This is a genomic window from Pantoea sp. BJFS-204, assembly GCF_049310725.1.
Taxonomy (GTDB): domain Bacteria; phylum Pseudomonadota; class Gammaproteobacteria; order Enterobacterales; family Enterobacteriaceae; genus Pantoea; species Pantoea agglomerans.
This window is the reverse complement of record NZ_JBMOWE010000001.1, coordinates 779,241-801,885: the sequence shown is the minus strand read 5'-3', so window position 1 is coordinate 801,885 and position 22,645 is coordinate 779,241. Positions and strand designations below refer to the sequence as shown.

Annotated in this window: 20 protein-coding genes and 1 pseudogene; 8 read left to right on the top strand and 13 right to left on the bottom strand. The window is 52.4% G+C overall.

Annotation, left to right across the window (positions count from 1 at the left end):
• The first annotated feature begins 919 nt into the window (after positions 1-919).
• Together ACO6VX_RS03600 and ACO6VX_RS03595 are read left to right on the top strand one after the other, a co-directional pair.
• Positions 920-1,120 carry a hypothetical protein gene (locus tag ACO6VX_RS03600; RefSeq protein WP_422457689.1) on the top strand — a complete coding sequence of 67 codons (201 nt, stop codon included), beginning with the start codon at positions 920-922 and terminating at the stop codon, positions 1,118-1,120.
• 34 nt (positions 1,121-1,154) lie between these two features.
• Positions 1,155-3,179 carry a hypothetical protein gene (locus tag ACO6VX_RS03595; protein WP_422457687.1) on the top strand — a complete coding sequence of 675 codons (2,025 nt, stop codon included), beginning with the start codon at positions 1,155-1,157 and terminating at the stop codon, positions 3,177-3,179.
• Positions 3,180-3,207: 28 nt separating this feature from the next.
• Here ACO6VX_RS03595 and ACO6VX_RS03590 read toward each other — a convergent pair.
• The 6 genes and pseudogenes from ACO6VX_RS03590 to copC all read right to left on the bottom strand — a co-directional run.
• A pseudogene (locus tag ACO6VX_RS03590) lies at positions 3,208-3,980 on the bottom strand (phage portal protein); the annotation flags it as partial.
• Positions 3,981-4,066: 86 nt separating this feature from the next.
• Positions 4,067-4,516, bottom strand: a complete 450-nt coding sequence (locus tag ACO6VX_RS03585) for a hypothetical protein (RefSeq protein ID WP_031377482.1) — start codon at positions 4,514-4,516, stop codon at positions 4,067-4,069.
• Between the two features lie 21 nt (positions 4,517-4,537).
• Positions 4,538-5,200, bottom strand: a complete 663-nt coding sequence (locus tag ACO6VX_RS03580; protein ID WP_230873594.1) for a hypothetical protein — start codon at positions 5,198-5,200, stop codon at positions 4,538-4,540.
• A gap of 550 nt (positions 5,201-5,750) precedes the next feature.
• Positions 5,751-6,098, bottom strand: a complete 348-nt coding sequence (locus ACO6VX_RS03575) for a YebY family protein (RefSeq protein WP_010670792.1) — start codon at positions 6,096-6,098, stop codon at positions 5,751-5,753.
• 28 nt (positions 6,099-6,126) lie between these two features.
• The gene (copD, locus tag ACO6VX_RS03570) at positions 6,127-7,002 is read right to left on the bottom strand and encodes a copper homeostasis membrane protein CopD (RefSeq protein ID WP_422457685.1); all 876 of its coding nucleotides are present in this window, start codon (positions 7,000-7,002) and stop codon (positions 6,127-6,129) included.
• 5 nt (positions 7,003-7,007) lie between these two features.
• Positions 7,008-7,385: a copper homeostasis periplasmic binding protein CopC gene (copC, locus tag ACO6VX_RS03565; protein ID WP_022625524.1), complete on the bottom strand. Its 378-nt coding sequence runs from the start codon at positions 7,383-7,385 to the stop codon at positions 7,008-7,010.
• Between the two features lie 151 nt (positions 7,386-7,536).
• On the opposite strand from copC, the gene ACO6VX_RS03560 reads away from it, so the two are divergent.
• Complete coding sequence (locus ACO6VX_RS03560; RefSeq protein WP_010258692.1) at positions 7,537-7,770, top strand: DNA polymerase III subunit theta; 234 nt, start codon at positions 7,537-7,539, stop codon at positions 7,768-7,770.
• A complete protein-coding gene (exoX, locus tag ACO6VX_RS03555) occupies positions 7,767-8,438 on the top strand; it encodes an exodeoxyribonuclease X (RefSeq protein WP_022625523.1) in 672 nt (223 codons plus the stop codon). Before ACO6VX_RS03560 ends, exoX begins: the two co-directional genes overlap by 4 nt.
• On the opposite strand, the gene ACO6VX_RS03550 is transcribed toward exoX, so the two are convergent.
• Positions 8,432-10,495 (bottom strand): prolyl oligopeptidase family serine peptidase, encoded by a 2,064-nt coding sequence (locus ACO6VX_RS03550; protein WP_422457682.1) that lies wholly within the window; start codon positions 10,493-10,495, stop codon positions 8,432-8,434. The two genes, exoX and ACO6VX_RS03550, sit on opposite strands and share 7 nt — an antisense overlap.
• Positions 10,496-10,621: 126 nt before the next feature.
• On the bottom strand, positions 10,622-11,278 hold the full coding sequence (locus ACO6VX_RS03545; protein ID WP_010258682.1) for a tellurite resistance TerB family protein: 657 nt from the start codon (positions 11,276-11,278) through the stop codon (positions 10,622-10,624).
• Positions 11,279-11,444: 166 nt separating this feature from the next.
• Between ACO6VX_RS03545 and purT the strand changes: the two genes are divergently transcribed.
• The gene (gene purT / locus ACO6VX_RS03540; RefSeq protein WP_033787954.1) at positions 11,445-12,623 is read left to right on the top strand and encodes a formate-dependent phosphoribosylglycinamide formyltransferase; all 1,179 of its coding nucleotides are present in this window, start codon (positions 11,445-11,447) and stop codon (positions 12,621-12,623) included.
• A 34-nt stretch (positions 12,624-12,657) separates the two neighbouring features.
• Here purT and ACO6VX_RS03535 read toward each other — a convergent pair whose 3' ends face one another.
• Together ACO6VX_RS03535 and zwf are read right to left on the bottom strand one after the other, a co-directional pair.
• The gene (locus tag ACO6VX_RS03535; protein ID WP_422457679.1) at positions 12,658-13,296 is read right to left on the bottom strand and encodes a bifunctional 4-hydroxy-2-oxoglutarate aldolase/2-dehydro-3-deoxy-phosphogluconate aldolase; all 639 of its coding nucleotides are present in this window, start codon (positions 13,294-13,296) and stop codon (positions 12,658-12,660) included.
• Between the two features lie 214 nt (positions 13,297-13,510).
• The gene (zwf, locus tag ACO6VX_RS03530; protein ID WP_010258671.1) at positions 13,511-14,986 is read right to left on the bottom strand and encodes a glucose-6-phosphate dehydrogenase; all 1,476 of its coding nucleotides are present in this window, start codon (positions 14,984-14,986) and stop codon (positions 13,511-13,513) included.
• 364 nt (positions 14,987-15,350) lie between these two features.
• On the opposite strand from zwf, the gene ACO6VX_RS03525 reads away from it, so the two are divergent.
• From ACO6VX_RS03525 to ACO6VX_RS03515, 3 genes are all read left to right on the top strand, one after another.
• Entirely contained in the window at positions 15,351-16,229 is an 879-nt protein-coding gene (locus ACO6VX_RS03525) for a MurR/RpiR family transcriptional regulator (protein WP_010670799.1), read from the top strand.
• Positions 16,230-16,336: 107 nt separating this feature from the next.
• A complete protein-coding gene (pyk, locus tag ACO6VX_RS03520) occupies positions 16,337-17,779 on the top strand; it encodes a pyruvate kinase (protein ID WP_422457676.1) in 1,443 nt (480 codons plus the stop codon).
• Between the two features lie 84 nt (positions 17,780-17,863).
• On the top strand, positions 17,864-19,096 hold the full coding sequence (locus ACO6VX_RS03515; RefSeq protein ID WP_022625519.1) for an MFS transporter: 1,233 nt from the start codon (positions 17,864-17,866) through the stop codon (positions 19,094-19,096).
• 119 nt (positions 19,097-19,215) lie between these two features.
• Here the strand turns inward: ACO6VX_RS03515 and lpxM are convergent, their stop codons facing one another.
• The 3 genes from lpxM to znuA form a co-directional block, all read right to left on the bottom strand.
• Positions 19,216-20,190: a lauroyl-Kdo(2)-lipid IV(A) myristoyltransferase gene (lpxM, locus tag ACO6VX_RS03510; protein ID WP_122888765.1), complete on the bottom strand. Its 975-nt coding sequence runs from the start codon at positions 20,188-20,190 to the stop codon at positions 19,216-19,218.
• Between the two features lie 125 nt (positions 20,191-20,315).
• Positions 20,316-21,647 (bottom strand): murein DD-endopeptidase MepM, encoded by a 1,332-nt coding sequence (gene mepM / locus ACO6VX_RS03505; RefSeq protein ID WP_010258653.1) that lies wholly within the window; start codon positions 21,645-21,647, stop codon positions 20,316-20,318.
• Between the two features lie 13 nt (positions 21,648-21,660).
• Positions 21,661-22,608: a zinc ABC transporter substrate-binding protein ZnuA gene (gene znuA / locus ACO6VX_RS03500; RefSeq protein ID WP_010670802.1), complete on the bottom strand. Its 948-nt coding sequence runs from the start codon at positions 22,606-22,608 to the stop codon at positions 21,661-21,663.
• Between the last annotated feature and the right edge of the window lie 37 nt (positions 22,609-22,645).

Genomic DNA, 22,645 nt, shown 5'->3' with positions numbered 1-22,645 from the left:
ACATATCACTCAGAACTGAGTCAGTACACAGAACGGATGGCGTTGAAAAAGATTTTCTTTGAGATCTCCAGGTTAACCCTGTCCGACGGTGAAGCTGTGCGCATGAAGGAACGTCACAAATTAAGGTTTGGGAGCTTTCTTACTGGAGCGGTGCAAGCGGGTACCTCTTCCATACACGGTGCAAAAATACCACCCTATTTAAGCGCTTCAATGCACTGGCGAGAAAAAGAGGCATACAGTTTCCTGATTAATAAATCGGCAGCCGGACTAATCTGAGCCGCGCGATTCTTTACGATTTATGATCATCATAGCACTGCTTATGGATACGTGATATTTTGACTAGACGAAGTTAATCAATTGAATGAAATAGATAATATAAGCGAGACGGTTACATGCATCCAGTCCATTGCTGACGTATCGCTGATCGCACACTGCAAAGAAGATGAATTAAAAAAAATACTTTCGTTGCTCAGTGACATAGCAGGAAAAATCGACAGATCTGTTTTCAAAGCCGCTATATACCGCCAGGCTGAATGATTAATTGCCTTCCCTACCACCCTATACTAACCACCTTTCAGGTGGCCTTTTGCTTCTGCACCAAAGTGCATATGCTGGCATGAATCTACATGATCCAAATTGGATTGCGAAGCTTGTATGAGGTCAGTACTAGCGCGGTTTGAGTGGGTGCATGCACATGCATGAAAAGCGATGCATAAAGCGGGCAGGCGTGGCGGGGATAGCATTGCGCGCAAGTGCAAAAACATGTATAAGTGAGTTGAGATTCATTAACCACGCTATACATTAATTTCCAGATTACATATCTAGTTAAAGGCCAAAAAATAAAAAAGTTTTACTCAGGCAAACTCTTTGAAAATCATGTGATAAAAATCAAATAAGTTCATATTTTTAAGGAATTAAAATGAATAATAACGTTAAGCTTATTAGCACAATTTCAATAGAATCTGATTTTGAAAATCTAATAAAAAGTTATGCAGAGGAGGTTTTTAAAGGGAACGCTTATTTGATTGGTGGTCCTTGGGATAGCGGAAAGGATTTAGTTATAAAAAGAAGAGGAAGGGAGATAAAACAGGCGGCCCAAATATCAATTCAAGAAAAATAATATAGAAAAAAAGATTGATGAAGATTTAAAAAAAGTGGTTCAACTTGTAGATGACCATGGTTACCCGCCGGTTCTTTATTTCTTTTGGAGTCATCCAATATCTGAAAATAAGTTAGATAAAATAAAAAAATCCGCTAATACAGATTATTTCATAACTCTAGAATTTTATGACGCAAAGCGTATAGCTCAAGATATAACTGATCACTACCCTCATTTGTTAAACCATCTAATAAAGAAAATTCATAAAATAGATATAAATAACGAGATGCCGATAAATATTCAGCAAAGGGCATTTTACGAATATTTATTGTTAAGCAAGGATAGTACAAATTTAAAAAATGTTATTGTTGATGCGAATATAATGTCTCACCTTCTCGATGGGGGTAAAAGTATTCAGGCTCTTGAGCATGATTTAAAAGATGTCAATATCAGAACTGGTAGTTTGAAAGGCAGGCTGCAGATGCTTGCCCATGCAGGTAAGGTCGATTTAATTGATGGTATATATAGTTTATCTCGAGATGAAAACTTGAAATTAGAGAACATCAAGCTCAGAGAACTATCACGCAAGCAAGAACTAATTGACATAATAAAAAAAGAAATCTCTAAGAACACCGACAAAGATTTAGCTTCTGGTATAGTTGAGTTGATAACTACTGCTTATGAAGAATCATTAAGCGTCCAGATAACTGAAAGTAATTTCGAGCCGCCTAAGCTACAAATATTCAAATCCACCATTCAAAGGCTAAAGGTGTTAATATCCACCGAATGTGGTCTAAGTGAGTCTGATTCTGATGCCCTCGCAAAAAAGCTTATGGAATTGGCTGGAGATAACGATTATTTATCTGAACATTGCTCCGCTAAGCTTTGTGTTAACTTATTAGCAGATAGCAAGCTTGAGAAATACATCGAAAATAAGCATTTTTATATTTATCTTGATGCTCCGGTTTTGATACCTTACTTGATAACAATCATATTTGGCAATAAAACCTTTTATGACAAATCAATAAGAAATATAAACTTGATGCGCGAGCACATTAACTCACTTAAAAATAAAAGATTAAGAGTGTCTAATGAACACTTTGAAGAAACTGTTAGACATTTTACTCAAGCTGAAAAATTAAGCCAGTACGTTACCAGCCAACTTATTGAGCAGCTCGGTGAGTCAAAAAATGTTTATTTTAATTTCTATATTCAATGGAGCAATAGCCAAGGTGGCAACCTGAGTTTTGATGAATTTATTTATGCTTTCCTAGGTCTTGATAGTGATGATTTACGAGGGGCAAACAGATTTGATGTAGTTGCCAACTGTATGTATGGTTTATTGACTTCTGGAAACTTCGATGTCGTTGATAACAAAGATTCTATTTCAGAGGAGTTTGTAGAAAGAATAAGGAGGAAGTTCATAAGGGAGTCACATACTTTCAGGCCGTACAGGGCTATAGAAAATGACGTTTATTGTGCCTGTATATTATGCGATAACAAAGAGCACTTGGACTCTAAAGGCTATTTCAGTACGCCAATGCTTATTACCTTGGATGCATCACAGTATTTACTTAGAACAATAATTAGAAAAGAAAAGAAACATGCAGAGTGGCTCGTTTATACTACTCAGCGCGCAATTGAAAGGTTATCATTAATTGGTTTGAAAATTTCATCGAAATCTTTAAAAGATGGTGTTCTTGCAACTATATCAGATGAATACTTTTTCAAAGAAAACTCTGCAAGCCTGCTTGATACTCTTGCAATAATTATTGGCGACAACCGAGCAAGTGAAGGGCAGGTCATAAAACTTGTAACATCACTTAAGCGAAAGGTGAATGAAGAATCTTTGGAACAATCAGAAATTAATATTGAGCAGTACAACAATATTAGTTACGTATTGCTTTTCATACACCGGGAGTTTAAAGATGAATTTGAAAAAATAATAAAATTATTTAATGATTCAAGTCATAAAGAAGAACTCATGAAAGTTCTCATTTCTAAAACCAAAGGCAAGTTTGACGAGGATAAAAAAGAAGTTTTACGAAATGAAATAAAAAAATTGATAATGCAAATGTAACCCTATATAGAGGGGGGTACCCCCCTCTTCAAGCAAAGTAATTAAGGCTATTAAAAAATGGGATAAGTTCATTTCTTACAAATACCTGCGCCGCTTTCACCGCATCCCTAAACCTGCCAATGTTATCCGGAATAATCCCCATCATCTGCTGCGGTAAGCGGTGCCCGCCTGACAGGTCATCGCGGCTAGCCTTCTTTATATTAAAGAAATCGTCTTTCGTAGCCACCTCGCTGAGCGGCAGAATTTTAATGCCGTCCGGCTTCCCGTTCGGTGCTTACATAAACAGATTGCGTAAGTTACCCAGCCCTTTCGTGTCGCGCAGAGCCCTGCAGCATCCGGTCAACGTCACTGCTGCTCTGGCCGCATCGGTCATATACAGGATGTAACCTGCGTGCTCCCCCGTTCTGATAATACTTGCGGCAGAACAGCGTCGTCGCCTCATTCAGTCAGGCAACTTAAGCGTGTTCAGGTATTCCGGCAGACCATACAGCTCATGATTAATACCCGGCTGCATCAGGCGAAACACGCTGCCCTTTTTGAACTAGTACTGTTTTTTCCACTCATGCAAAAATCAGTAAACGTGGTCCTAACGACTTGCTGAGTGAGTTTTGCTGGGGTGGTTTTAAGGCGCAGCAGCTAGTCCAGGCCATTGCGGCACAGCTCAGAAAAAGCGTTACCGAACACCAGATAGTCTACGGCGAACTTGCTCAATTACTGTTGGTTCAGCATGGGATGGAGGATAAAGGTTGAAGCCAAAATGTTGCGATTCAAATCAATAGCCGAACTTTGATGTACGTCTGCCACTAAGATTTATGCCAATCAGTGAACGCTGACCGGTGGCTCATCAGCACTCATTTTTGATCAGAACCACAATCAAAAATAAACCTTCAGCCTTGCTTACCGGGCCATTCAATCATCTCATCAAGCCTGGAAAGGATGTCGGAAAAATAGCTTTCATCGATAGCGAATCCCCCTTTTACCTGCACACTATCCGCATGTGCCTCAGGACGAAGAACATACTCAATGACCACAACGTCATCACCCTTTACCTTCCTGAGCAGCATATTTAGCTGATTTAGGTCACTACGAAACTCAAAAGGTTCGATTTCTAGTTGGCCAATAACAGCCTGATAGTGGGCAGCAAACTGCTCCTTTAGTTGTTTAAGTTTTCCAATAGTAAATTCAGTCTGATACTGTATTTTCACACCAGTGACAGAAAACTCAACAAAGGACTTAATCCAGTCCCAATTATGATTAACCGGATCGACTTCGTTATCGACAACCCGTTCAAAAGGCGACACCGCAAAAACGAATTCTTCATCTCTGATATCAAACATATGTACGTTCCTGTCGGTTAATCAAAAATACTTAAAATGAGTTATCGTCCAATCTGATACCCTTACCACAACCTCAAGAGTGTACTTCTTATACTCAGTGATATTTTTCTTACGGTGTAATTTATACATTTCCGTTTCATAACGATACATACCCTCTCCGTTGCGAGGATCGGCCATGCGTCTGCCATAGCGGATAGCTCTTTCCTGAATATGTAACGGAACATAGCGACCCGGCTCATACATGTGCCTCGCCGCTGTTTCGGTCATTTTCAGGTTACACGCCGATAAACCCGTTTTTAACCTGGCACGCAGGAACATTATTGTTGCCTGGCTGAGTCTGGCACTTATAGCAGCTCGTGTACCAGCCTCCAATAATGCGCGGCCAGCGCGGAAAATTCGAAATACACCAAACGCAAGAAGCGCTATGTCTGTAGGATCAATCAGTGGCGTTTCGAGAGGTGCCTCTTCAAGTCGAACAAAATGCCCCTGCACATCGTATATCTGCCACAGACCGGGAGCCTGAGCCACAGAATAACCAATGCACATGCCGCTGGACTCATCCAGCACCGGCTGTGCGTTTCGTGGCAGCACACGTGGTCTCAATTCAAAAAATACGTTGCCCGATAATGGTGACTGAAATGTGTAATATCTGCCAGGTTCGGTGATTGCATTCCCTGCATTCATTATCGTTCCCTCATTTTCATGTGACTTAATAGAGTGCCACAGGATAGTAGAGCGGTCATTACCGAGTACTGCAACGCCGTTCACTCGCACGGGCTGTACAGCCTATACCTGATGCTCCTGACAGGGCTTCAACCATGAGTAAAACAGCTGGCAGATTATCGCCACGGTGTCCCTTTCATAGAGAGGTAGTAAAGCAGGGTTGTAACTTATATGAATAGGAAAAATGGCAATGACATAATGGAATGGCGTCTTGCAGAAGAACACAACGGAAAAGACTAAGTTATTGATTGAAAATCATTAACTGATGGGCGGCATCTGACAAAAAAAGACCGAATACGATTCCTATATTCGGTCCAGGGAAATGGCTCTCAAGGAGCCGTGCGCTAAAAGTTGGCATTTTTGAAGGCGATGTCGCCTTGCCATTTAACATTAGAACAGCGCGGTGGAATTGCCAGCAAACGGGAGCCGCAGGGGCATAAACCGGATCAGTTTGTGATCGCAACGGCAAAAAAGAGGGGTTGGGCGCAGCGCGATGCTGCACCCGACAGGTTTATTTACCGCACAGCGCCTGGGTGCGCTCAACAATCGGCTGCAGACTCATCATCTGGCCCGGATGCGCTTTGTCTTCGGCCTGGATCACGCTGATCGGCTGCGCTTTCACCTGTTTGTTTTTGAACAGTGTGTCGGCGATATCGTTCAGGGGGTATGTCATCAGCGTGCTCGGATTGATGGCAAACATCGCACCATCTTTCTCACAGGTCAGCATCACCTCTTCACGGTTAAACGGCCACTTCTCTTTACCGATCTCAAAGCGGCTGACGGTAATAATTTGTGCCGCCAGCGCCTGGCCGCATACGGATAACAACAGGATTGCGGGGATCACTTTCTTCAGCAACATAACTACCCTTTTCTCTCTTAAACCACATTCAGGCTGGCGACAGCGTGGCAAATACGCTGACCAGCCCAACCACTCCGCACGCCAGCAGCAGTTCAAGCTGCGTCATGCGAATAAATTTTTGCTGCGTCCCGCTGCCCGCCAGGCGGAATCGCGGCACCAGCCAGTATCGGTTAATCAGCGCCACAAGCACCATCAGGGCAACCAGCAGCACTTTACACAGCAACAATACAATGTAGCGTGAATCGTGCCACGTCAGCGGCCAGCCCGCGATCATCACGCTGTTTATCAGGCCGCTCAGCAGCGTTAACGCCACCGCCAGATGACCATAGCGCGAAAAGCGCATCATGGTGCGGATAGCGTCTGTACGCCGATCGATCTGGCGCGCCTCCCGCATCAACAGCAACAGAGGCAGTAATCCGCCCGTCCAGAACGCCGCGGCAATCAGATGCAGTGCATGATTGAGCTGCTGAAACAATCCCGGCCAGCCATCGCGCATCGCGGCATGACCAATCAGAGCCATGCAGGCCAGTTGCAGCACGCCCGCCAGCAGTAACACCTGCTGACTCAGCCGTCCGGTCAATAACAAACCGGCAACGGCCAGCAGGCTAAACAGGATTTCCCACAGCCACACGCCACCGAAGTGCGTGCCAATCACCGCCAGCCAGATATGGACATCGGCCAGATTGGCGCTGTCGCCGCTCATCAACACATTCTGGCAGGCCAGCATCGCCAGTGCACTCAGCAGCGCCAGCCAGGCGCTCCCTTTCACCAGCGGGTTTAATCTTAGCGCCAGCAGGGGTCGATAGCGTCCGGGTGCCAGCAGCGCACTGTAACAGGCGCTGCCGGTCAGCAGCATCACGGCGGCAAAATGCAGCGCGCGTAACAGGATCCAGAGGGTGGTCACCGGAGTTACTTCACGCTAAAGCGATAGCTTCCTGCGGTTTTATGTCCATCCACCGACAGCACATGCCAGTTAACCTGATAGCTGCCCGCTTGCAGCGGCTGAGACAGGCCCACAATCAGCCGGTTTTTCTGGCCAGATTCAACGCGGGCTTTAGCGGTGGCGACGGGCTTCTGTGCACTATCCAGCAGCGTGACGCCGCTGAATGCCGCTTCAATATCTTCACTGAAGTTCAGCGTCAGCGCATCGGTGGATGTCATTACCTGCGCTTTGGCCGCCGGGATAGAAGACTGGAGATGCGCATGCGCCGCTGCCAGCGAACTGAATGTCATCAGTCCGGCTGCTGCCAGCGCAATAACCATGCGGGAAATCAGTTTTTTATGCATAAGATCATCCTTTTAACCGCCGCCAGGGCGATAAACGTGGCAAAAGGATACGCTGCTGTATTTGCACTGTCGAGGCCAGCGATGCGATCCTTTATCCTTGATTCAGACCGCCGAAAACATTACTTTTGCCCGCTATCGTCAGGAGAATATTATGAGCCATAACCTTGCCCTGCTGTCCCAGGAAGAGAAAGACAAGATTAATGTCGATTTGGCGGCAGCGGGTGTGGCGTTTAAAGAGCGCTATAACATGCCGATTGTCGCCGAAATGGTGGCGCAGGAGCAGCCCGAAGCACTGCGTGACTGGTTTCGTCAGCGTCTGATGCACTACCGCCAGGCGTCGCTCAGCCTGTCGCGCCTTCCTTATGAACCGAAGATGAAGCAATGATATTTCGCGTTATTGATACCGAAACCTGCGGTCTGCAGGGTGGCGTGGTCGAAGTGGCGTCCGTGGATGTGGTCAACGGCCAGATTGTGAATCCGATGAGCGATCTCACCCTGCCCGATCGCCCTATCAGCCGTCAGGCGATGGCCGTGCATCGCATCACCGAAGCGATGGTCGCCGGTAAGCCGACCATTGAAGAGGCGATCCCTCGCTATCACGGCAGTGCTTTTTACGTGGCGCACAACGCCAGTTTTGATCGCCGGATGCTGCCGGAGATGTACGGAGAGTGGATCTGCACCATGCAGCTGGCGCGTCAGCTCTGGCCGGGCATTAAATATGGCAATCAGGCACTGCGTCATTCGCTGAAGCTGGATGTCACGCCGCCCGCCGACCTGCATGCTCACCGCGCGCTCTATGACTGCTATGTTACGGCAGCGCTGCTGATTCGTATTATGGAGACCTCCGGCTGGAGTGCCTCCGAGATGATTGTGCGGTCACAACCGGCGGCCCAGCGCGACGACGTTCTGCCGTTTGGCAAATACCGCGGCCAGGCGATTGCGGTGGTTGCGCGCAAGGATCCGGGCTACCTGAAGTGGATGCTGGATAACGTCAGCGATCTGCGCCCGCCATTGCGGCAGGCGCTGCGTAAGTACCTGACCGAATCTCAGTAATCCTGGGCTGGCGGTAAGGTGCCCTGCGCCAGCCACAACAGGAAGGTGTATTCCATCGCGATCCCTTCATAGGCTTTGTAGCGCCCCGACTTGCCGCCGTGACCCGCATCCATGTCGGTGCAGAGCAGCAGCAGGTTATTGTCGGTTTTCATCGTTCTCAGCTTCGCCACCCACTTGGCTGGTTCCCAGTACTGCACCTGCGAATCATGCAGGCCGGTGGTGACCAGTAGATGAGGATAGGCTTTCGCCTCAATGTTGTCATAAGGGCTGTACTGGCGGATATAGCGATAGTACTCCGGATCGTTGGGGTTGCCCCACTCGTCATACTCGCCAGTGGTCAGCGGAATCGACTCATCCAGCATCGTGGTCACCACATCCACAAACGGCACCTGGGCAACCACGCCGTGGAACCGCTGCGGTGCCAGGTTAATTACTCCGCCCATGAGCAAGCCACCCGCGCTACCGCCCATGGCATAGAGTCGTTCCGGGTGTCCGATGCCACGCGCCACCAGCGCGTTAGTGACATCGATAAAATCGGTGAAGCTGTTCATTTTGTTCAGCAGGCGACCGCCGTCATACCATTGCTGCCCCAGCTCACCGCCGCCGCGCACCTGTATCAGCGCATAGACAAAGCCGCGATCCAGCAGGCTCAGGCGGCTGACGCTGAAATCGGCATCCATACTACTGCCGTAGGCACCGTAGCCATACACCAGCATCGGATTCTGACCGGGCTGATAATGTTTGCGGTGATAGACCAGCGATACCGGCACTTCGGTGCCATCGCTGACTTTGATCCAGTGATGTTCGCTTTTGTAATCTTCCGCGTTAAAGCCTTTCACCGCGCTCTGCTTCAGGATGCGGCGTTCGCCGGTATCCATATCCAGCTCAAACAGCGTGGTCGGCGTGGTCATCGATGAATAGCCGTAGCGCAGTTTGCTGGTGCGCGGCGTCGGATTGTAGGCCAGCCAGGTCACATAGGTCGGATCGTCAAAGGCGATGCCGCTGGTTTCACCGCTGGCCCAGTTGATCTGCCGCAGGCTGGTTAAGCCGCGCTGGCGCTCCTCGACAACCAGCCAGTCCTGAAACAGCTGAAAATCTTCCATCACCACCTGTTCCCGTGCCGGGATCAGGGTTTCCCAGCGTGACTCGTCCAGATAGCGGCTGCGGTACAGCCCGAAGTTCTCGCCTTCCCGGTTGGATCGAATGAAGAACTGATGATCGTAGTGGTCGATGCTGTACTCATGATCGCGGCGGCGCGGCAGAAACACATGCGGCTGCGCATCGGGGAAGTTCGCATCAATCAGCTGAATTTCGCTGGTGTTGGTGCTGTAGAGCGCAATCATGATGAACTGCTTGGAGGTGGTCTTATGTACGCTGAGATGATAAGTGTCATCCTGCTCTTCATAGACCAGCTGGTCGTCGAACTGCGGCGTACCCAGTTCGTGTCGCCACACCTGATAAGAAAGCAGCGTCTGCGGGTGTTTTCGCACATAGTAGAGGGTGCGCGAGTCATTACCCCACGCGAAGCTGGAAGAGGCGTTGCTCAGCACTTCAGGGTACCAGCTGCCACTCTCCAGGTTACGGAAGCGGATGCCATATTGCCGGCGAGACAGGAAATCTTCAGCCAGCGCCATGACCCGGTTATCCGGACTGATATGCAGCGCGCCCATGGTATAGAAATCACTATGCGAGGCGCGCTGGTTGGCATCCAGCAGCAGGCTCCACTCGCCAGACTCATCGCTCGCGGCAGGCTGGCGATAATAGGCCGGGTATTCGTTACCGCTCTGGTAACGGCTCTGATAACGGTAGCCATTTTTCACATAGGGCACTGAGTGATCTTCAGGCGGCAGCCGATCGATAATCTCTTTTAATACCCGGTCCTGCAGTGGCTGCTGTGACGACATGATTTTTTTGCCGTAGTTGTTTTCGGCACGCAGGTAATCAAGGACCTCGCTGTTTTCGCGCTTGTCGTCGCGCAGCCAGTAGTAGTCGTCAACGCGCGTCTCGCCGTGCAGCGTCATCTCATGGGGTATTTTTTTTGCGATGGGTGCTTTCATCCATCCGTCTCCGTGAACGTAATGATCTGTAAGCGTAACACTTCAGCAGCGGGAAGCCAGGTATAGGTTGAGAAGCAGCCGCTGGCGGATCACATCCTGTGACCCGCCAGCGGAATATCAGATGGATTAACTGGCGGGTAAACGGGCTTTCTCAGCCTCAAGATCCTGCTGGATGCCGTCGCGAACATCCTGGGGGATTTTTAGCGCGTCGCCCAGCGCGGAGAGATAGCTGCGCTCCATGAAGTGATCAACGTCGATGGCGGCACAGCTCAGGAAGTAGAGCTCCAGCGCCTCCTCCTCGTTTTTCACATCGGCGGCCAGCCACTGCGGATCCAGCGGGCGGTTCATCGCTTTCTGGATCAGCTGTTCCGCTTCCTGACCGTAGCCGGACTGATGAATATTCTGCTCAATCGCTGCCCGTTCCTGGTCGTCAATGTGCCCGTCGCTTTTGGCGGCAAACACCAGCGCCGTCACCAGACGTTCGGCCCGCAGGTTAACCGGCGTTTGCGCCACGCCAAAGTCAGGTTCATTCTGGTGCGCTTCGCTGACCCGCTGCTTGTATTTGTTCCATAACACCGCGCCCGCAGCCGCACCGCCACCGATAATCAGCGCCTTGCCGCCATATTTTGTCAGCAGTTTTCGCGACGATTTACTGGCAATCAGCATACCGGCCAGGCCGCCCAGCGCACCCGGCGCCAGCATGTCGCTTAAGCCGCCGCCCGATTTGCCCTCACCGCCCTTCTTCGTCAGTACCGACTGAATTTGTTGCAACCAGTTATTCATCATCCACTCCTTTTAAGATGTCAGTCCGCTATCCTGACGAAAAGGATGTCAGGAAACGTCAGAGCGGGAAAAGTAAGGCAAAAGGTCGTGTCAGATGGACGAAAGATGAGAACGCAAACGTTTTCGTTTATACTTGCGCGCGAATTTTGACAGCTTAGGTGAATGTATGACGACTCTCGGAACAGCGCTGCGTCCGGCAGCAACGCGTGTGATGCTATTGGGTTCAGGTGAACTGGGTAAAGAGGTGGCGCTGGAGTGTCAGCGTCTGGGTGTGGAAGTGATCGCGGTTGATCGTTACGCCGATGCCCCGGCGATGCACGTCGCCCATCGCAGCCATGTGATTAACATGCTGGATGGCGCGGCACTGGCTGCGCTAATCGCTGAAGAGAAGCCTGATTTTGTCGTACCGGAAATCGAAGCTATCGCCACGGAGACCCTGGTTGAGCTGGAGCAGCAAGGCCAGCGCGTGGTGCCGACTGCCCGTGCCGCCCGGCTGACCATGAACCGCGAAGGCATTCGTCGACTGGCGGCTGAAGAGCTCTCTCTGCCGACCTCCCGCTATCGCTTTGCCGATAGCAAGGCACGCTTTGATGAAGCGGCTACCGAAATCGGCTTTCCCTGCATTGCGAAGCCGGTAATGAGTTCATCCGGCAAAGGTCAGAGCTTTATCCGCGACGCCAGCCAGCTCGATAACGCCTGGGACTATGCGCAACAGGGTGGCCGCGCGGGTGCCGGACGCGTCATAGTCGAAGGCGTTGTCGACTTCGATTTCGAGATCACCCTGCTCACCATCAGCGCAGTCGATGGCATTCACTTCTGTGCGCCGATTGGTCACCGTCAGGAGGATGGCGATTATCGTGAATCCTGGCAGCCGCAGCAGATGAGTGAGGTGGCGCTGCAGCGGGCGCAGGAGGTTGCCGCGCAGGTGGTTAAGGCGCTGGGTGGCTATGGCTTGTTTGGCGTTGAGCTGTTTGTCTGCGGTGATGAGGTGGTATTCAGCGAAGTTTCGCCGCGTCCTCACGACACCGGCATGGTGACGCTGATTTCGCAGGATCTGTCAGAGTTTGCGCTGCACGTGCGGGCGTTTCTCGGCCTGCCGATTGGCGCGATTCGCCAGTATGGTCCGTCAGCGTCTGCCGTTATTCTGCCGCAACTGACCAGCCAGAATGTGCAGTTTGTGAATGTCGAAGCGGCGCTGGGTGCCGGTCTGCAACTGCGCCTGTTCGGCAAGCCGGAAATCAGCGGCCAGCGTCGGCTGGGCGTGGCGCTCGCCAGCGGTGACAGCACCGATCAGGCGATTGCGCGTGCCGTTGCCAGCGCAGCAGCGGTCACGGTTCAGGGATAAACGTGTGCGGTGAGCAGACGTTCACCGCCATAACTTACTTCGCGCCTTCAACAGCTTCGCGTGCCAGGCGGGTGATGCGATCCCAGTCGCCCGCTTCCAGCGCGTCGTTGGGCACCAGCCAGGAACCGCCGATGCACAGCACGCTTTTCAGCGCCAGATAGTCACGGTAGTTCGCCGGAGAGATGCCGCCGGTCGGGCAGAATCGCACCTGCGGGAAGGGTCCGCCAATCGCCTGCAGCGCTTTAACGCCGCCGTTTGCTTCTGCCGGGAAAAACTTGAACTCGCGCAGACCGTAGTCCATACCGGTCATTAACTCAGAAACGGTGCTGATGCCGGGAATCAATGGCACCGGCCCTTCAACGGCCGCTTTCAGCAGCGACTCGGTGACGCCAGGGCTGATCACAAACTGCGCACCTGCATCGGTCACTTCCTGTAACTGCTGCGGATTAATCACCGTTCCCGCACCGACGATCGCATCCGGCACTTCTTTAATCATCGCACGTAAGGCATCCATCGCCACTGGCGTGCGCAGCGTCACTTCCAGCACTCTGACACCGCCTGCCACCAGCGCTTTTGCCATCGGCACGGCGTGTTCCAGTTTGTTCACAACGATGACCGGCACCACAGGTCCGGTGGTCAGAATCTGTTCTGCACTCATTATCCAGTTTTTCATCAGTTCCCCTTGCTTGATAACACCGGGATTGCGACCCGGTCATGGAGCATCGGCTCCTGCCCTGTAAATTGCGTCACTACCATACATGATCAACTTCCTGAGCGTCTATCATCCTGCGACCATTTTGAAACGGCAGTTCAATTTTATTCGTGTTGACTGGCCCGGATTAAGGGCGAAAAAAAAGCCCGCGTTGCGGGCTTCATCATCACTTCCGTTATTCGAACTCGTTCCACGAGCGGCCATCGCGGGTAATCATCGCCACTGAGGCCACCGGGCCCCAGGTGCCCGCCTGATACGGCTTGGAAGAGTCGCCGTCCGCAGCCCAGGCGTCGATAATAGAATCAACATAGGTCCATGCGGCTTCAACTTCATCGCGGCGCACAAACAGCGCCTGGATACCACGCATGCTCTCCAGCAGCAGACGCTCGTAAGCATCGGCAAGGTGCGACTGGTTAAAGGTCTCGGAGTAGCTCAGATCCAGCTTGGTGGTCTGCAGTTTGTGCTTGTGATCAAGGCCTGGCACTTTGTTCAGGATCTCGATATCCACCCCTTCGTCCGGCTGCAGACGAATCGTCAGCTTGTTCTGCGGCAGCTCTGAGTAGGAGTCTTTAAACAGGTTCATTTCCGGGTTTTTGAAGTAGACCACGACTTCTGAACACTTGGTCGGCAAACGCTTACCGGTGCGCAGGTAGAACGGCACACCCGCCCAGCGCCAGTTGTCGATATCGACACGAATTGCCACGAAGGTCTCTGTGGCGCTCGACTTATTGGCACCCTCTTCTTCCAGGTAACCCGGCACTTTTTTGCCCTGCACAAAGCCAGCGGTGTACTGGCCGCGAACGGTTTTCTCACGCACGTTGGTCTGATCGATGCGGCGCAGCGAGCGCAGCACTTTAACTTTTTCGTCACGGATGCTGTCGGCGCTGAGATCGGACGGCGGCGACATGGCGATCATGGTCAGAATCTGCAGCAGGTGGTTCTGGATCATGTCGCGCATCTGGCCCGCTTTATCGAAGTAACCCCAGCGGCCTTCGATACCCACTTCTTCGGCCACGGTAATCTGGACATGGTCGATGGTGCGGTTATCCCAGTTATTCACGAAGATAGAGTTGGCAAAGCGCAGCGCCAGCAGGTTAAGCACCGTCTCTTTGCCGAGATAGTGGTCAATACGGAACACCTGGCTCTCATCAAAGTACTCACCAACGCTGTCGTTGATCTCCTGTGAGGTTTCCAGTGAGGTGCCCAGCGGCTTCTCCATCACTACGCGCGCCGGTTTAGCATTCAGCTTCGCGGTGCCCAGTCCCTGACAGATGGCGCCAAAGGTGCTGGGTGGCATGGCGAAGTAGTTGATGGTGGTGCGATTTTTCTGGTCCAGCATCTTGCCCAGTTTCGGGAAGTGCGTGGTGTCGTTGACATCGAGGTTGCAGAAGTCGAGACGATTGCTGAGTTTGTCCCACAGCGCTTCGTCAATCTTCTCCTTCATGAAGGTTTCCAGCGCTTCACGTACCACTTTGGTGTATTCCGCTTTATCCCACTCGGCACGGCCGACACCAATAATGCGGGTTTCCTCGTGGATCTGCCCCGCTTTCTCTAACTGGTACAGTGAAGGCAACAGTTTACGGCGTGCAAGATCGCCTTTGGCACCGAAAATCACCAGATCGCATGCCTGGGCTGTTTGTGTTACCGCCATTTTCCTCTCCTCGTTGCAGGATAGTCCGGTGGTGATGCATCCTCTGCCACCGGGTCCAGGTTATTATTTTCTTTGAGCACAATGTACTTTTTTCCCCGCGCCAGGTAAACCGACTCGCCGGGTCAACCGCATTAACTCTGTACCGGATGTGCTAAGCGCGTGTGATGACACGTGCGGATTGCCGGTTTTTTCTGTGTCTGTTGGTGTCAGGAAAATCAGGCACCGGTCAAAGTATCCCAAAAAAAAGGGCAATCGACTTGTCCGCCGTTGCGCCTGGCAGGTGCTGACACGATATAGTCTCTGTTAATCGACTCTGACGACAGGGATAATTGAAATTGGTAAAAGTGATTATGGTCATCGGCTTATGAATATGCTGGAAAAAATTGAGGCGCAGTTTGCCGCGCTCAGCAATGCGGAACAGAAAGTCGCCCGGCAGATTCTGACTGCGCCTCAGGCGGCGATGCACTCCAGCATTGCGACCCTGGCGCGCGAAGCGTGCGTCAGCGAACCCACGGTGAATCGCTTCTGTCATCGACTGGGCGCGCGCGGCTTTCCCGACTTTAAGCTGCAACTGGCGCAGAGCCTGGTGAAAAGCAGCAACTGGGTCAGTCGGGGCGTGGAGGACGATGACAGTGTGGAGAACTACAGCCACAAAATCTTTGACTCGGCGCTGGCAGGGCTGCAGCGGGTACGGGATCAGCTGGATAGCGCCCAACTGCAGCAGGCCGTCACCCTGCTCACTCAGGCTGACAAACTCGCCTTTTTCGGGCTGGGAGCTTCCGCTGTGGTGGCGCATGACGCCTTTACCAAATTTCTGCGCTTTAATCTTCCGGTCATCTGGTCAGACGATATTGTGATCCAGCGCATGAGTTGCATAAATAGTCGAGCCGGTGACGTTTTTGTTCTCATTTCGCATACTGGACGCACAAAAAATATGGTAGAACTGGCTCGCCTGGCCCGTGTAAACGGTTCCACCGTTATAGCCATCACCTCTGCCGATTCTCCCCTTGCCCATGAAGCAGCGATAGCTTTAGTGCTTGATGTACCGGAAGATACGGATATCTATTTGCCGATGGTATCGCGCCTGGCGCAGTTGACCGTGATCGATGTGTTGGCGACCGGTTTCACCCTGGAACGGGGTGCGCCCTTCCGGGAAAACCTGAAACGCGTGAAAGAGGCGTTGAAAGCGTCGCGTTACGAAAAGCACACCATTCGGGAAAAGGATGATCAGCAAAAAAATTAACATCACATTTACAATGTGAGTCGTATCACAACCCGTCGATCATATAGAATAGATAACCATGCTGTGTCCACAGACCAGGGCACGCTTAAATGTTTACGGAGTCCTCGATGTCAAGACGTCTCAGAAGAACCAAAATCGTTACAACCCTCGGCCCGGCCACCGATCGTGATAATAATTTAGAAAAAATCATCGCTGCCGGCGCGAACGTTGTACGACTCAACTTCTCTCACGGCACGCCAGAAGATCACCAGCTACGTGCCGATAAAGTGCGCGAGATTGCCGCAAAACTGGGTCGCCACGTGGCCATCCTCGGTGACCTCCAGGGTCCAAAAATTCGTGTTTCAACCTTCAAAGAAGGCAAAGTTTTCCTGAATATCGGCGACCGCTTCCTGCTGGATGCCAATCTGGGTAAAGGCGAAGGCGATAAAGAACGCATCGGTATCGACTACAAAGGCCTGCCGGCAGATGTGGTGCCGGGCGATATCCTGCTGCTGGATGATGGCCGCGTGCAGCTGAAAGTGCTGGAAGTTCAGGACATGAAAGTGTTCACAGAAGTCACCGTGGGTGGCCCGCTGTCGAACAACAAAGGCATTAACAAACTGGGCGGCGGACTCTCAGCTGAAGCGCTGACCGAAAAAGATAAAGCGGATATCATCACTGCCGCCAAAATCCGCGTCGACTATCTGGCCGTCTCTTTCCCACGCTGTGGCGAAGATATGAATCTGGCACGTCGTCTGGCGCGCGAAGCGGGTTGTGACGCCAAACTGGTCGCAAAAGTAGAACGTGCCGAAGCGGTCGCCAGCCAGGAAGCGATGGATGACATCATTCTGGCCTCTGATGTGGTGATGGTGGCGCGTGGCGATCTGGGCGTTGAGATTGGCGATCCGGAACTGGTCGGCATTCAGAAAGCATTGATTCGTCGTGCCCGCCAGCTTAACCGCACCATCATTACCGCGACGCAGATGATGGAGTCGATGATCACAAACCCGATGCCGACCCGCGCAGAAGTGATGGACGTGGCGAACGCCGTGCTGGATGGCACCGATGCCGTGATGCTCTCTGCGGAAACCGCAGCGGGCCAGTATCCGGCTGAAACTGTCTCAGCGATGGCGAAGGTCTGTCTGGGTGCAGAGAAGATCCCGAGCGTCAACGTCTCCAAGCATCGTCTGGACGTGCAGTTCGACAATGTCGAAGAAGCGATTGCTATGTCATCCATGTACGCCGCGAACCACCTGCAGGGCGTCACCGCGATCATCACCATGACCGAGTCGGGCCGTACCCCGCTGATGACCTCACGTATCACCTCAGGCCTGCCGATTTTTGCCATGTCACGCCATGAACGCACACTGAATCTCACCGCGCTCTATCGCGGCGTAACGCCGGTGTTCTTCGACAGCAATAACGACGGTGTGGCTGCTGCACACGATGCGGTTAACCTGCTGCGCGACAAAGGCTTCCTGGTCTCTGGCGATCTGGTCATTGTGACGCAGGGCGATGTGATGGGCGCCACCGGCACCACCAATACCACACGTGTGCTGCGCGTGGATTAATTGAGCCCGGGTTTACATTGTCGGTGTAGAATAAACGACGCGACTGCCTGGCAGTCGCGTTTTCTTTTCTGACAAGGAGGCCAGATGGCCCGTTTCCACCCCATCAGCCAGCTTACCGGCCGAATTTTACTCTTTCCTCTGGCGTTAGTGCTGTTCGAGTTTGCCACCTATATTGCTCATGACATGATCCAGCCTGGCATGCTGATCGTCACCAGCGAATTTTCCGTCGGCCCTGAATGGGTCTCCACCTCCCTGACCGCCTACCTGATTGGCGGCGTGGTGCTGCAATGGCTGCTGGGTCCTCTCTCTGATAAGTTTGGCCGGCGACCGGTGATGCTCTTCGGCATCCTGTTTTTTGCCGTCGCCTGCATGCTGATGCACTGGGTCAGCTCGATTGAAGAATTTGTCAGCCTGCGCTTTATTCAGGGCATCAGCCTCTGCTTTATCGGCGCGGTCGGTTATGCCGCAATTCAGGAAGCCTTCGATGAGGCGCTGGCGGTGCGCATGATGGCGCTGATGGCCAACGTGGCGCTGCTGGCTCCGCTGGCGGGTCCGCTTGCCGGTGCAGCCTGGCTCACCATTGGCAGCTGGCGCAGCATGTTCTGGCTGTTTGCCGCCTGCAGCCTGGTCGCCTTTGTGGTGCTGTGGCGTGTGATGCCCGAAACCGCTGGTGACCGCAGTCATTCCATCGCCCTGCCCAATCTGGCACGCAACTATGGCCGGCTGATGAAAGACCGGCTGGTGATGTTTGGTTCCTTCGCTATCGGGCTGGTGTTTATCCCGATCCTCACCTGGGTTGCCCTTTCGCCGGTGATCCTGATGCACGACGAAGGTCTGTCACGCATGCAGTACGCCCTGTTGCAGCTGCCGGTATTTCTGGCGATGATCGCCGGTAACCTGACGCTGAGTAAGCTGGCGGGACGCGTGCCGATTGAACAGCCGGTGAAGTTCGCCGCCTGGCCGATTCTGATTGGTCTGAGCCTGGCGCTGGTGGCGAGCCTGATGAACAGCCACGGTTATCTGCTGATAACCGCTGGCCTGAGTCTCTACGCCTTTGGTGCTGGCATGGTCAATGCCGGACTGTATCGCCTGACGCTCTACGCCAGCAACGAAGGCAAAGGCAGCGTGGCAGCGATGCTGGGAATGATCAGTATTATGACGCTGGCGGTGGGAATTGAGCTGGCGAAAAGTGGCTACTTCAGCGGCGGCACGCTGTGGTTCTGCCTGGTCAACTTTATCAGCGGCGTGCTCTGGTTTGGCCTGGTGATCCTGTTTATGCGCGAGCGTAAACGTCGCAGCAGGCTGGAGGCGTTATAAAAAGGCAGCCCAGCCACAGGTGTGTCCTGAGCAGGCAGCTCAGAAGCTCAAAGCAAGGGAGCACACACCTGTAGCCAGTGATTAAGTGATAAGAAAAGGCCGTTTTCGCGGCCTTTTTGCTATTTGCGCGGATAGAGATCTTTGCGCGAATAGGGCTCGATGTCACCCTCTTTGCGGGTCTTCAGCAGCTTGAGGATCCAGGTGTACTGCTCGGGATGCGGGCGGACAAACACTTCCACTTCTTCATTCATCCGGCGAGCCAACTGGTGATCGTCAGCTTCCAGCAGATCGTCCATCGGCGGACGCACATAAATCTCAAGCTTGTGCGTTTCGCTGTTATAAACCGGAAACAGCGGCACCACACGAGCGCGGCAGACTTTCATCAGTCGCCCTACCGCAGGCAGCGTCGCTTTATAGGTGGCAAAGAAATCGACGAACTCGCTGTGCTCCGGGCCATGATCCTGATCGGGCAGGTAGTAGCCCCAGTAGCCCTGACGGATCGAACTGATAAAGGGTTTAATGCCGTCGTTGCGGGCATGAAGCCGTCCGCCATAACCGCGGCGTGCGGTGTTCCACGCATAGTCCATCAGCGGATCGCTCTGGTTATGGAACATTGCCGCCATCTTTTGCCCTTCTGACGCCAGCAGCATGGCAGGAATATCCACCGCCCAGCCGTGTGGCACCAGGAAAATCACATTCTGCTGGTCCGCTTTCATCTGGTCGATAATGTCACGACCATGCCACTCTACACGTTCACGGATACTCGCCGGATCGCGCAGCACCAGCTCGGTCATCATTGCCATCGCCTGCGGTGCCGTCGCAAACATCTCATCGACCAGCGTTGCACGCTGCGCCTCGCTGAGTTCCGGCAGACAGTAATAGAGGTTAATCAGCGCACGGCGACGTGCGCCCTTTGCCAGCTTACCGGCGAATTTGCCTAACCGACCCAGCAGCGGATCGCGCACTTTCGGCGGTAAATACGCCAGACCCGCCAACGCACCAATTGCCAGCCAGCTGCCCCAGTATTTAGGTTTGAGAAAAGAACGTTCAAAAACGGGAATAAATTCAGTGTTATTTTTTTTACGGGTTTCCATGCACTCGCCTCAAGCAATGACCGGCTAATGATAGTGACGACCTGAAAATTTGCAATCATCCTGCGCCATATAGCAAAAAACCGACGGGAAACCCGTCGGTTTTTGCGCGATTTGACGAAATTCGCTTACTTCAGACCCAGCTGAGGCAACCAGGATTTAACCTGTGCCATGTAATCGCTGCGATCTTTACCGGTCAGGCCTTCCATGCGCGGCAGTTTCGCCGTTAAGGGGTTGACCGCCTGATTATTGATCCAGATTTCAAAATGCAGATGCGGCCCGGTGGAACGTCCGGTGTTGCCTGACAGTCCAATACGGTCGCCACGCTTCACTTTCTGACCTGGCTTCACCAGCACTTTCTTCATGTGCATATAGCGCGTCATATACTGACGGCCATGACGAATGGCGACATAGTTACCCGCGGCACCGCCGTTCTTCGCCACGACAATCTCACCATCACCCACTGCCAGCACCGGCGTACCGATCGGCAGCGCAAAGTCGACGCCTTTATGAGGCGCAATGCGGCCAGTAACCGGGTTAAGACGACGCGGATTAAAGTTAGAGGAGACACGATACTGCTTAACCGTCGGGAAGCGCATAAAGCCGCGCGCCAGACCGGAGCCGCTGCGATCGTAGAACTTGCCATCTTCGGCGCGGAAAGCGTAATAGTCTTTACCCCCGCTGCGCAGGCGCACACCCAGCAACTGACTTTGCGCACTCTTGCCATCCAGCATTTCGCGTGACATCAGTACGCTGAACTGGTCACCCGCACGCAGCTTACGGAAATCCATCTGCCACTGCAGCGCTTTGATCACGGCGCTGGCTTCGGCACTGCTCAGCCCGGCACGCTGGGCGCTGGCGGCAAAACTGCCGCGCACTTCGCCCTGCATCACGCTGTTGCGCCATTCGCCCTTCTGCATCTCCGCATCCATCTTAAAGCCGCCTTTAGGGGTGCGCTCATAGGTGCGGGTTTCACGGCGGGAAATTTCCCAGCTCAGGGTTTTCAGGCCGCCATCATCATCCAGCGTCCAGCTCAGCTGCTGACCAACCTGCAGATTACGCAGATCGCGGTCGCTCATCACCAGCGCATTAATGTCACTGATGTCGATGCCATACTGATTCAGGGCACTGCTCAGGGTATCGCCGGATGAAACGGTGTAGTCGTGAACACCGGCCGTTTCGGGCACGTCAGTGTCCACATCGTCCGCAGGCAATTCTTCTTCCGGTTCCGGTGTGCTCTGATCGATAGGCTCACTGGCTTCCGGCAACAGCGTGCGGAAGGTGTTCTTATCCAGTTCAATGTTTTTGACGATGGGCGTCACATCATCCGAAGGATGATAAACGTAAGGCCGCCAGACAGCGACGGCCAGAGTGACTACAGTTAAAGAACCCAGCATTACGCGGTGGGGGCGCGGCAAATTATTAAATGCGAGGGCGACAGAGCGGGCTATCTGCTGCACTTTTACCTATTCCTCATGCTCCATTCAGGCAGCTTTCATACTGGCTCGACAGTTGTGAGAGGAATTTCACATAGCTGTCTTTGGCTAAGCTGATGTCTGTTCCCAGGGGATCGAGCGTGCCTTTACGCACCTGCGTTCCGCGGGCGACAGCATCGATGACTGCTGGCCTGAATTGTGGCTCAGCAAAGACGCAGACCGCCTTTTGCTCAACCAACTGTGTTCGTATCTGATGTAAACGCTGAGCGCCCGGTTGAATTTCAGGATTGACGGTAAAGTGCCCGGTGGGCGAGAGACCGTATTGTTTTTCAAAGTACGTGTAAGCGTCGTGAAAAACGAAATATCCTTTATTTCTGACCGGAGCGAGTTGTGCGCTAACGCGTTTGTCCGTGTCCGCCAAAGCTACCTCAAACTGCTGGAGGTTGGCGTCAAGTTTGGCTTTATCTTGCGGCATAAGTTCCAATAATTTTCCATGGATTGCAACCGCGGTCTTACGCGCAATCTCTGGCGACAACCACAGGTGCATATTAAACTCGCCGTGATGATGGTGATGGGCATCGGCGTCCTGTTCTTCGGATTTTTCCGCTGTGTGTTCATCTTCATCTTCACCACCGCTAATCAATAACGGTTTTACCCCGTCGATGTTCACCATCGCGAGGTTTTTTTGGGCCGGAAGTTCAGCCGCAGACTTCGCCATAAAGGCTTCCATTTCAGGCCCGACCCATACAACTAAGTCCGCGTTTTTTAAGCGTTTTGCATCTGAGGGCCGCAGGGAATAATCGTGTTCAGAGGCACCGTCCGGTAGCAGAACGTCAACCGGTGTGACACCATCGGCAATGGCCGCAGCAATAAACCCTACCGGTTTGAGTGAAGCCACGACATTCGCCTGAGCTGGAAGGGTTAACGAAGCTGTAACGGAGAAAGCAGTTAAGGCGAAAATTGCGCCCTTTTTATTATGTAACATATTGCGTCATTCCATCGTGACCATGAGGTGGAATGTG

Excerpts from the sequence above, each read along its gene's own strand:
- ACO6VX_RS03600 (WP_422457689.1), top strand. The coding sequence starts at position 920 with ATGAATAATAACGTTAAGCTTATTAGCACAATTTCAATAGAATCTGAT.
- ACO6VX_RS03585 (WP_031377482.1), bottom strand. The coding sequence starts at position 4,516 with ATGTTTGATATCAGAGATGAAGAATTCGTTTTTGCGGTGTCGCCTTTT.
- ACO6VX_RS03580 (WP_230873594.1), bottom strand. The coding sequence starts at position 5,200 with ATGAATGCAGGGAATGCAATCACCGAACCTGGCAGATATTACACATTT.
- ACO6VX_RS03575 (WP_010670792.1), bottom strand. The coding sequence starts at position 6,098 with ATGTTGCTGAAGAAAGTGATCCCCGCAATCCTGTTGTTATCCGTATGC.
- copC (WP_022625524.1), bottom strand. The coding sequence starts at position 7,385 with ATGCATAAAAAACTGATTTCCCGCATGGTTATTGCGCTGGCAGCAGCC.
- ACO6VX_RS03560 (WP_010258692.1), top strand. The coding sequence starts at position 7,537 with ATGAGCCATAACCTTGCCCTGCTGTCCCAGGAAGAGAAAGACAAGATT.
- exoX (WP_022625523.1), top strand. The coding sequence starts at position 7,767 with ATGATATTTCGCGTTATTGATACCGAAACCTGCGGTCTGCAGGGTGGC.
- ACO6VX_RS03550 (WP_422457682.1), bottom strand. The coding sequence starts at position 10,495 with ATGAAAGCACCCATCGCAAAAAAAATACCCCATGAGATGACGCTGCAC.
- ACO6VX_RS03545 (WP_010258682.1), bottom strand. The coding sequence starts at position 11,278 with ATGAATAACTGGTTGCAACAAATTCAGTCGGTACTGACGAAGAAGGGC.
- purT (WP_033787954.1), top strand. The coding sequence starts at position 11,445 with ATGACGACTCTCGGAACAGCGCTGCGTCCGGCAGCAACGCGTGTGATG.
- ACO6VX_RS03535 (WP_422457679.1), bottom strand. The coding sequence starts at position 13,296 with ATGAAAAACTGGATAATGAGTGCAGAACAGATTCTGACCACCGGACCT.
- zwf (WP_010258671.1), bottom strand. The coding sequence starts at position 14,986 with ATGGCGGTAACACAAACAGCCCAGGCATGCGATCTGGTGATTTTCGGT.
- ACO6VX_RS03525 (WP_010670799.1), top strand. The coding sequence starts at position 15,351 with ATGAATATGCTGGAAAAAATTGAGGCGCAGTTTGCCGCGCTCAGCAAT.
- pyk (WP_422457676.1), top strand. The coding sequence starts at position 16,337 with ATGTCAAGACGTCTCAGAAGAACCAAAATCGTTACAACCCTCGGCCCG.
- ACO6VX_RS03515 (WP_022625519.1), top strand. The coding sequence starts at position 17,864 with ATGGCCCGTTTCCACCCCATCAGCCAGCTTACCGGCCGAATTTTACTC.
- lpxM (WP_122888765.1), bottom strand. The coding sequence starts at position 20,190 with ATGGAAACCCGTAAAAAAAATAACACTGAATTTATTCCCGTTTTTGAA.
- znuA (WP_010670802.1), bottom strand. The coding sequence starts at position 22,608 with ATGTTACATAATAAAAAGGGCGCAATTTTCGCCTTAACTGCTTTCTCC.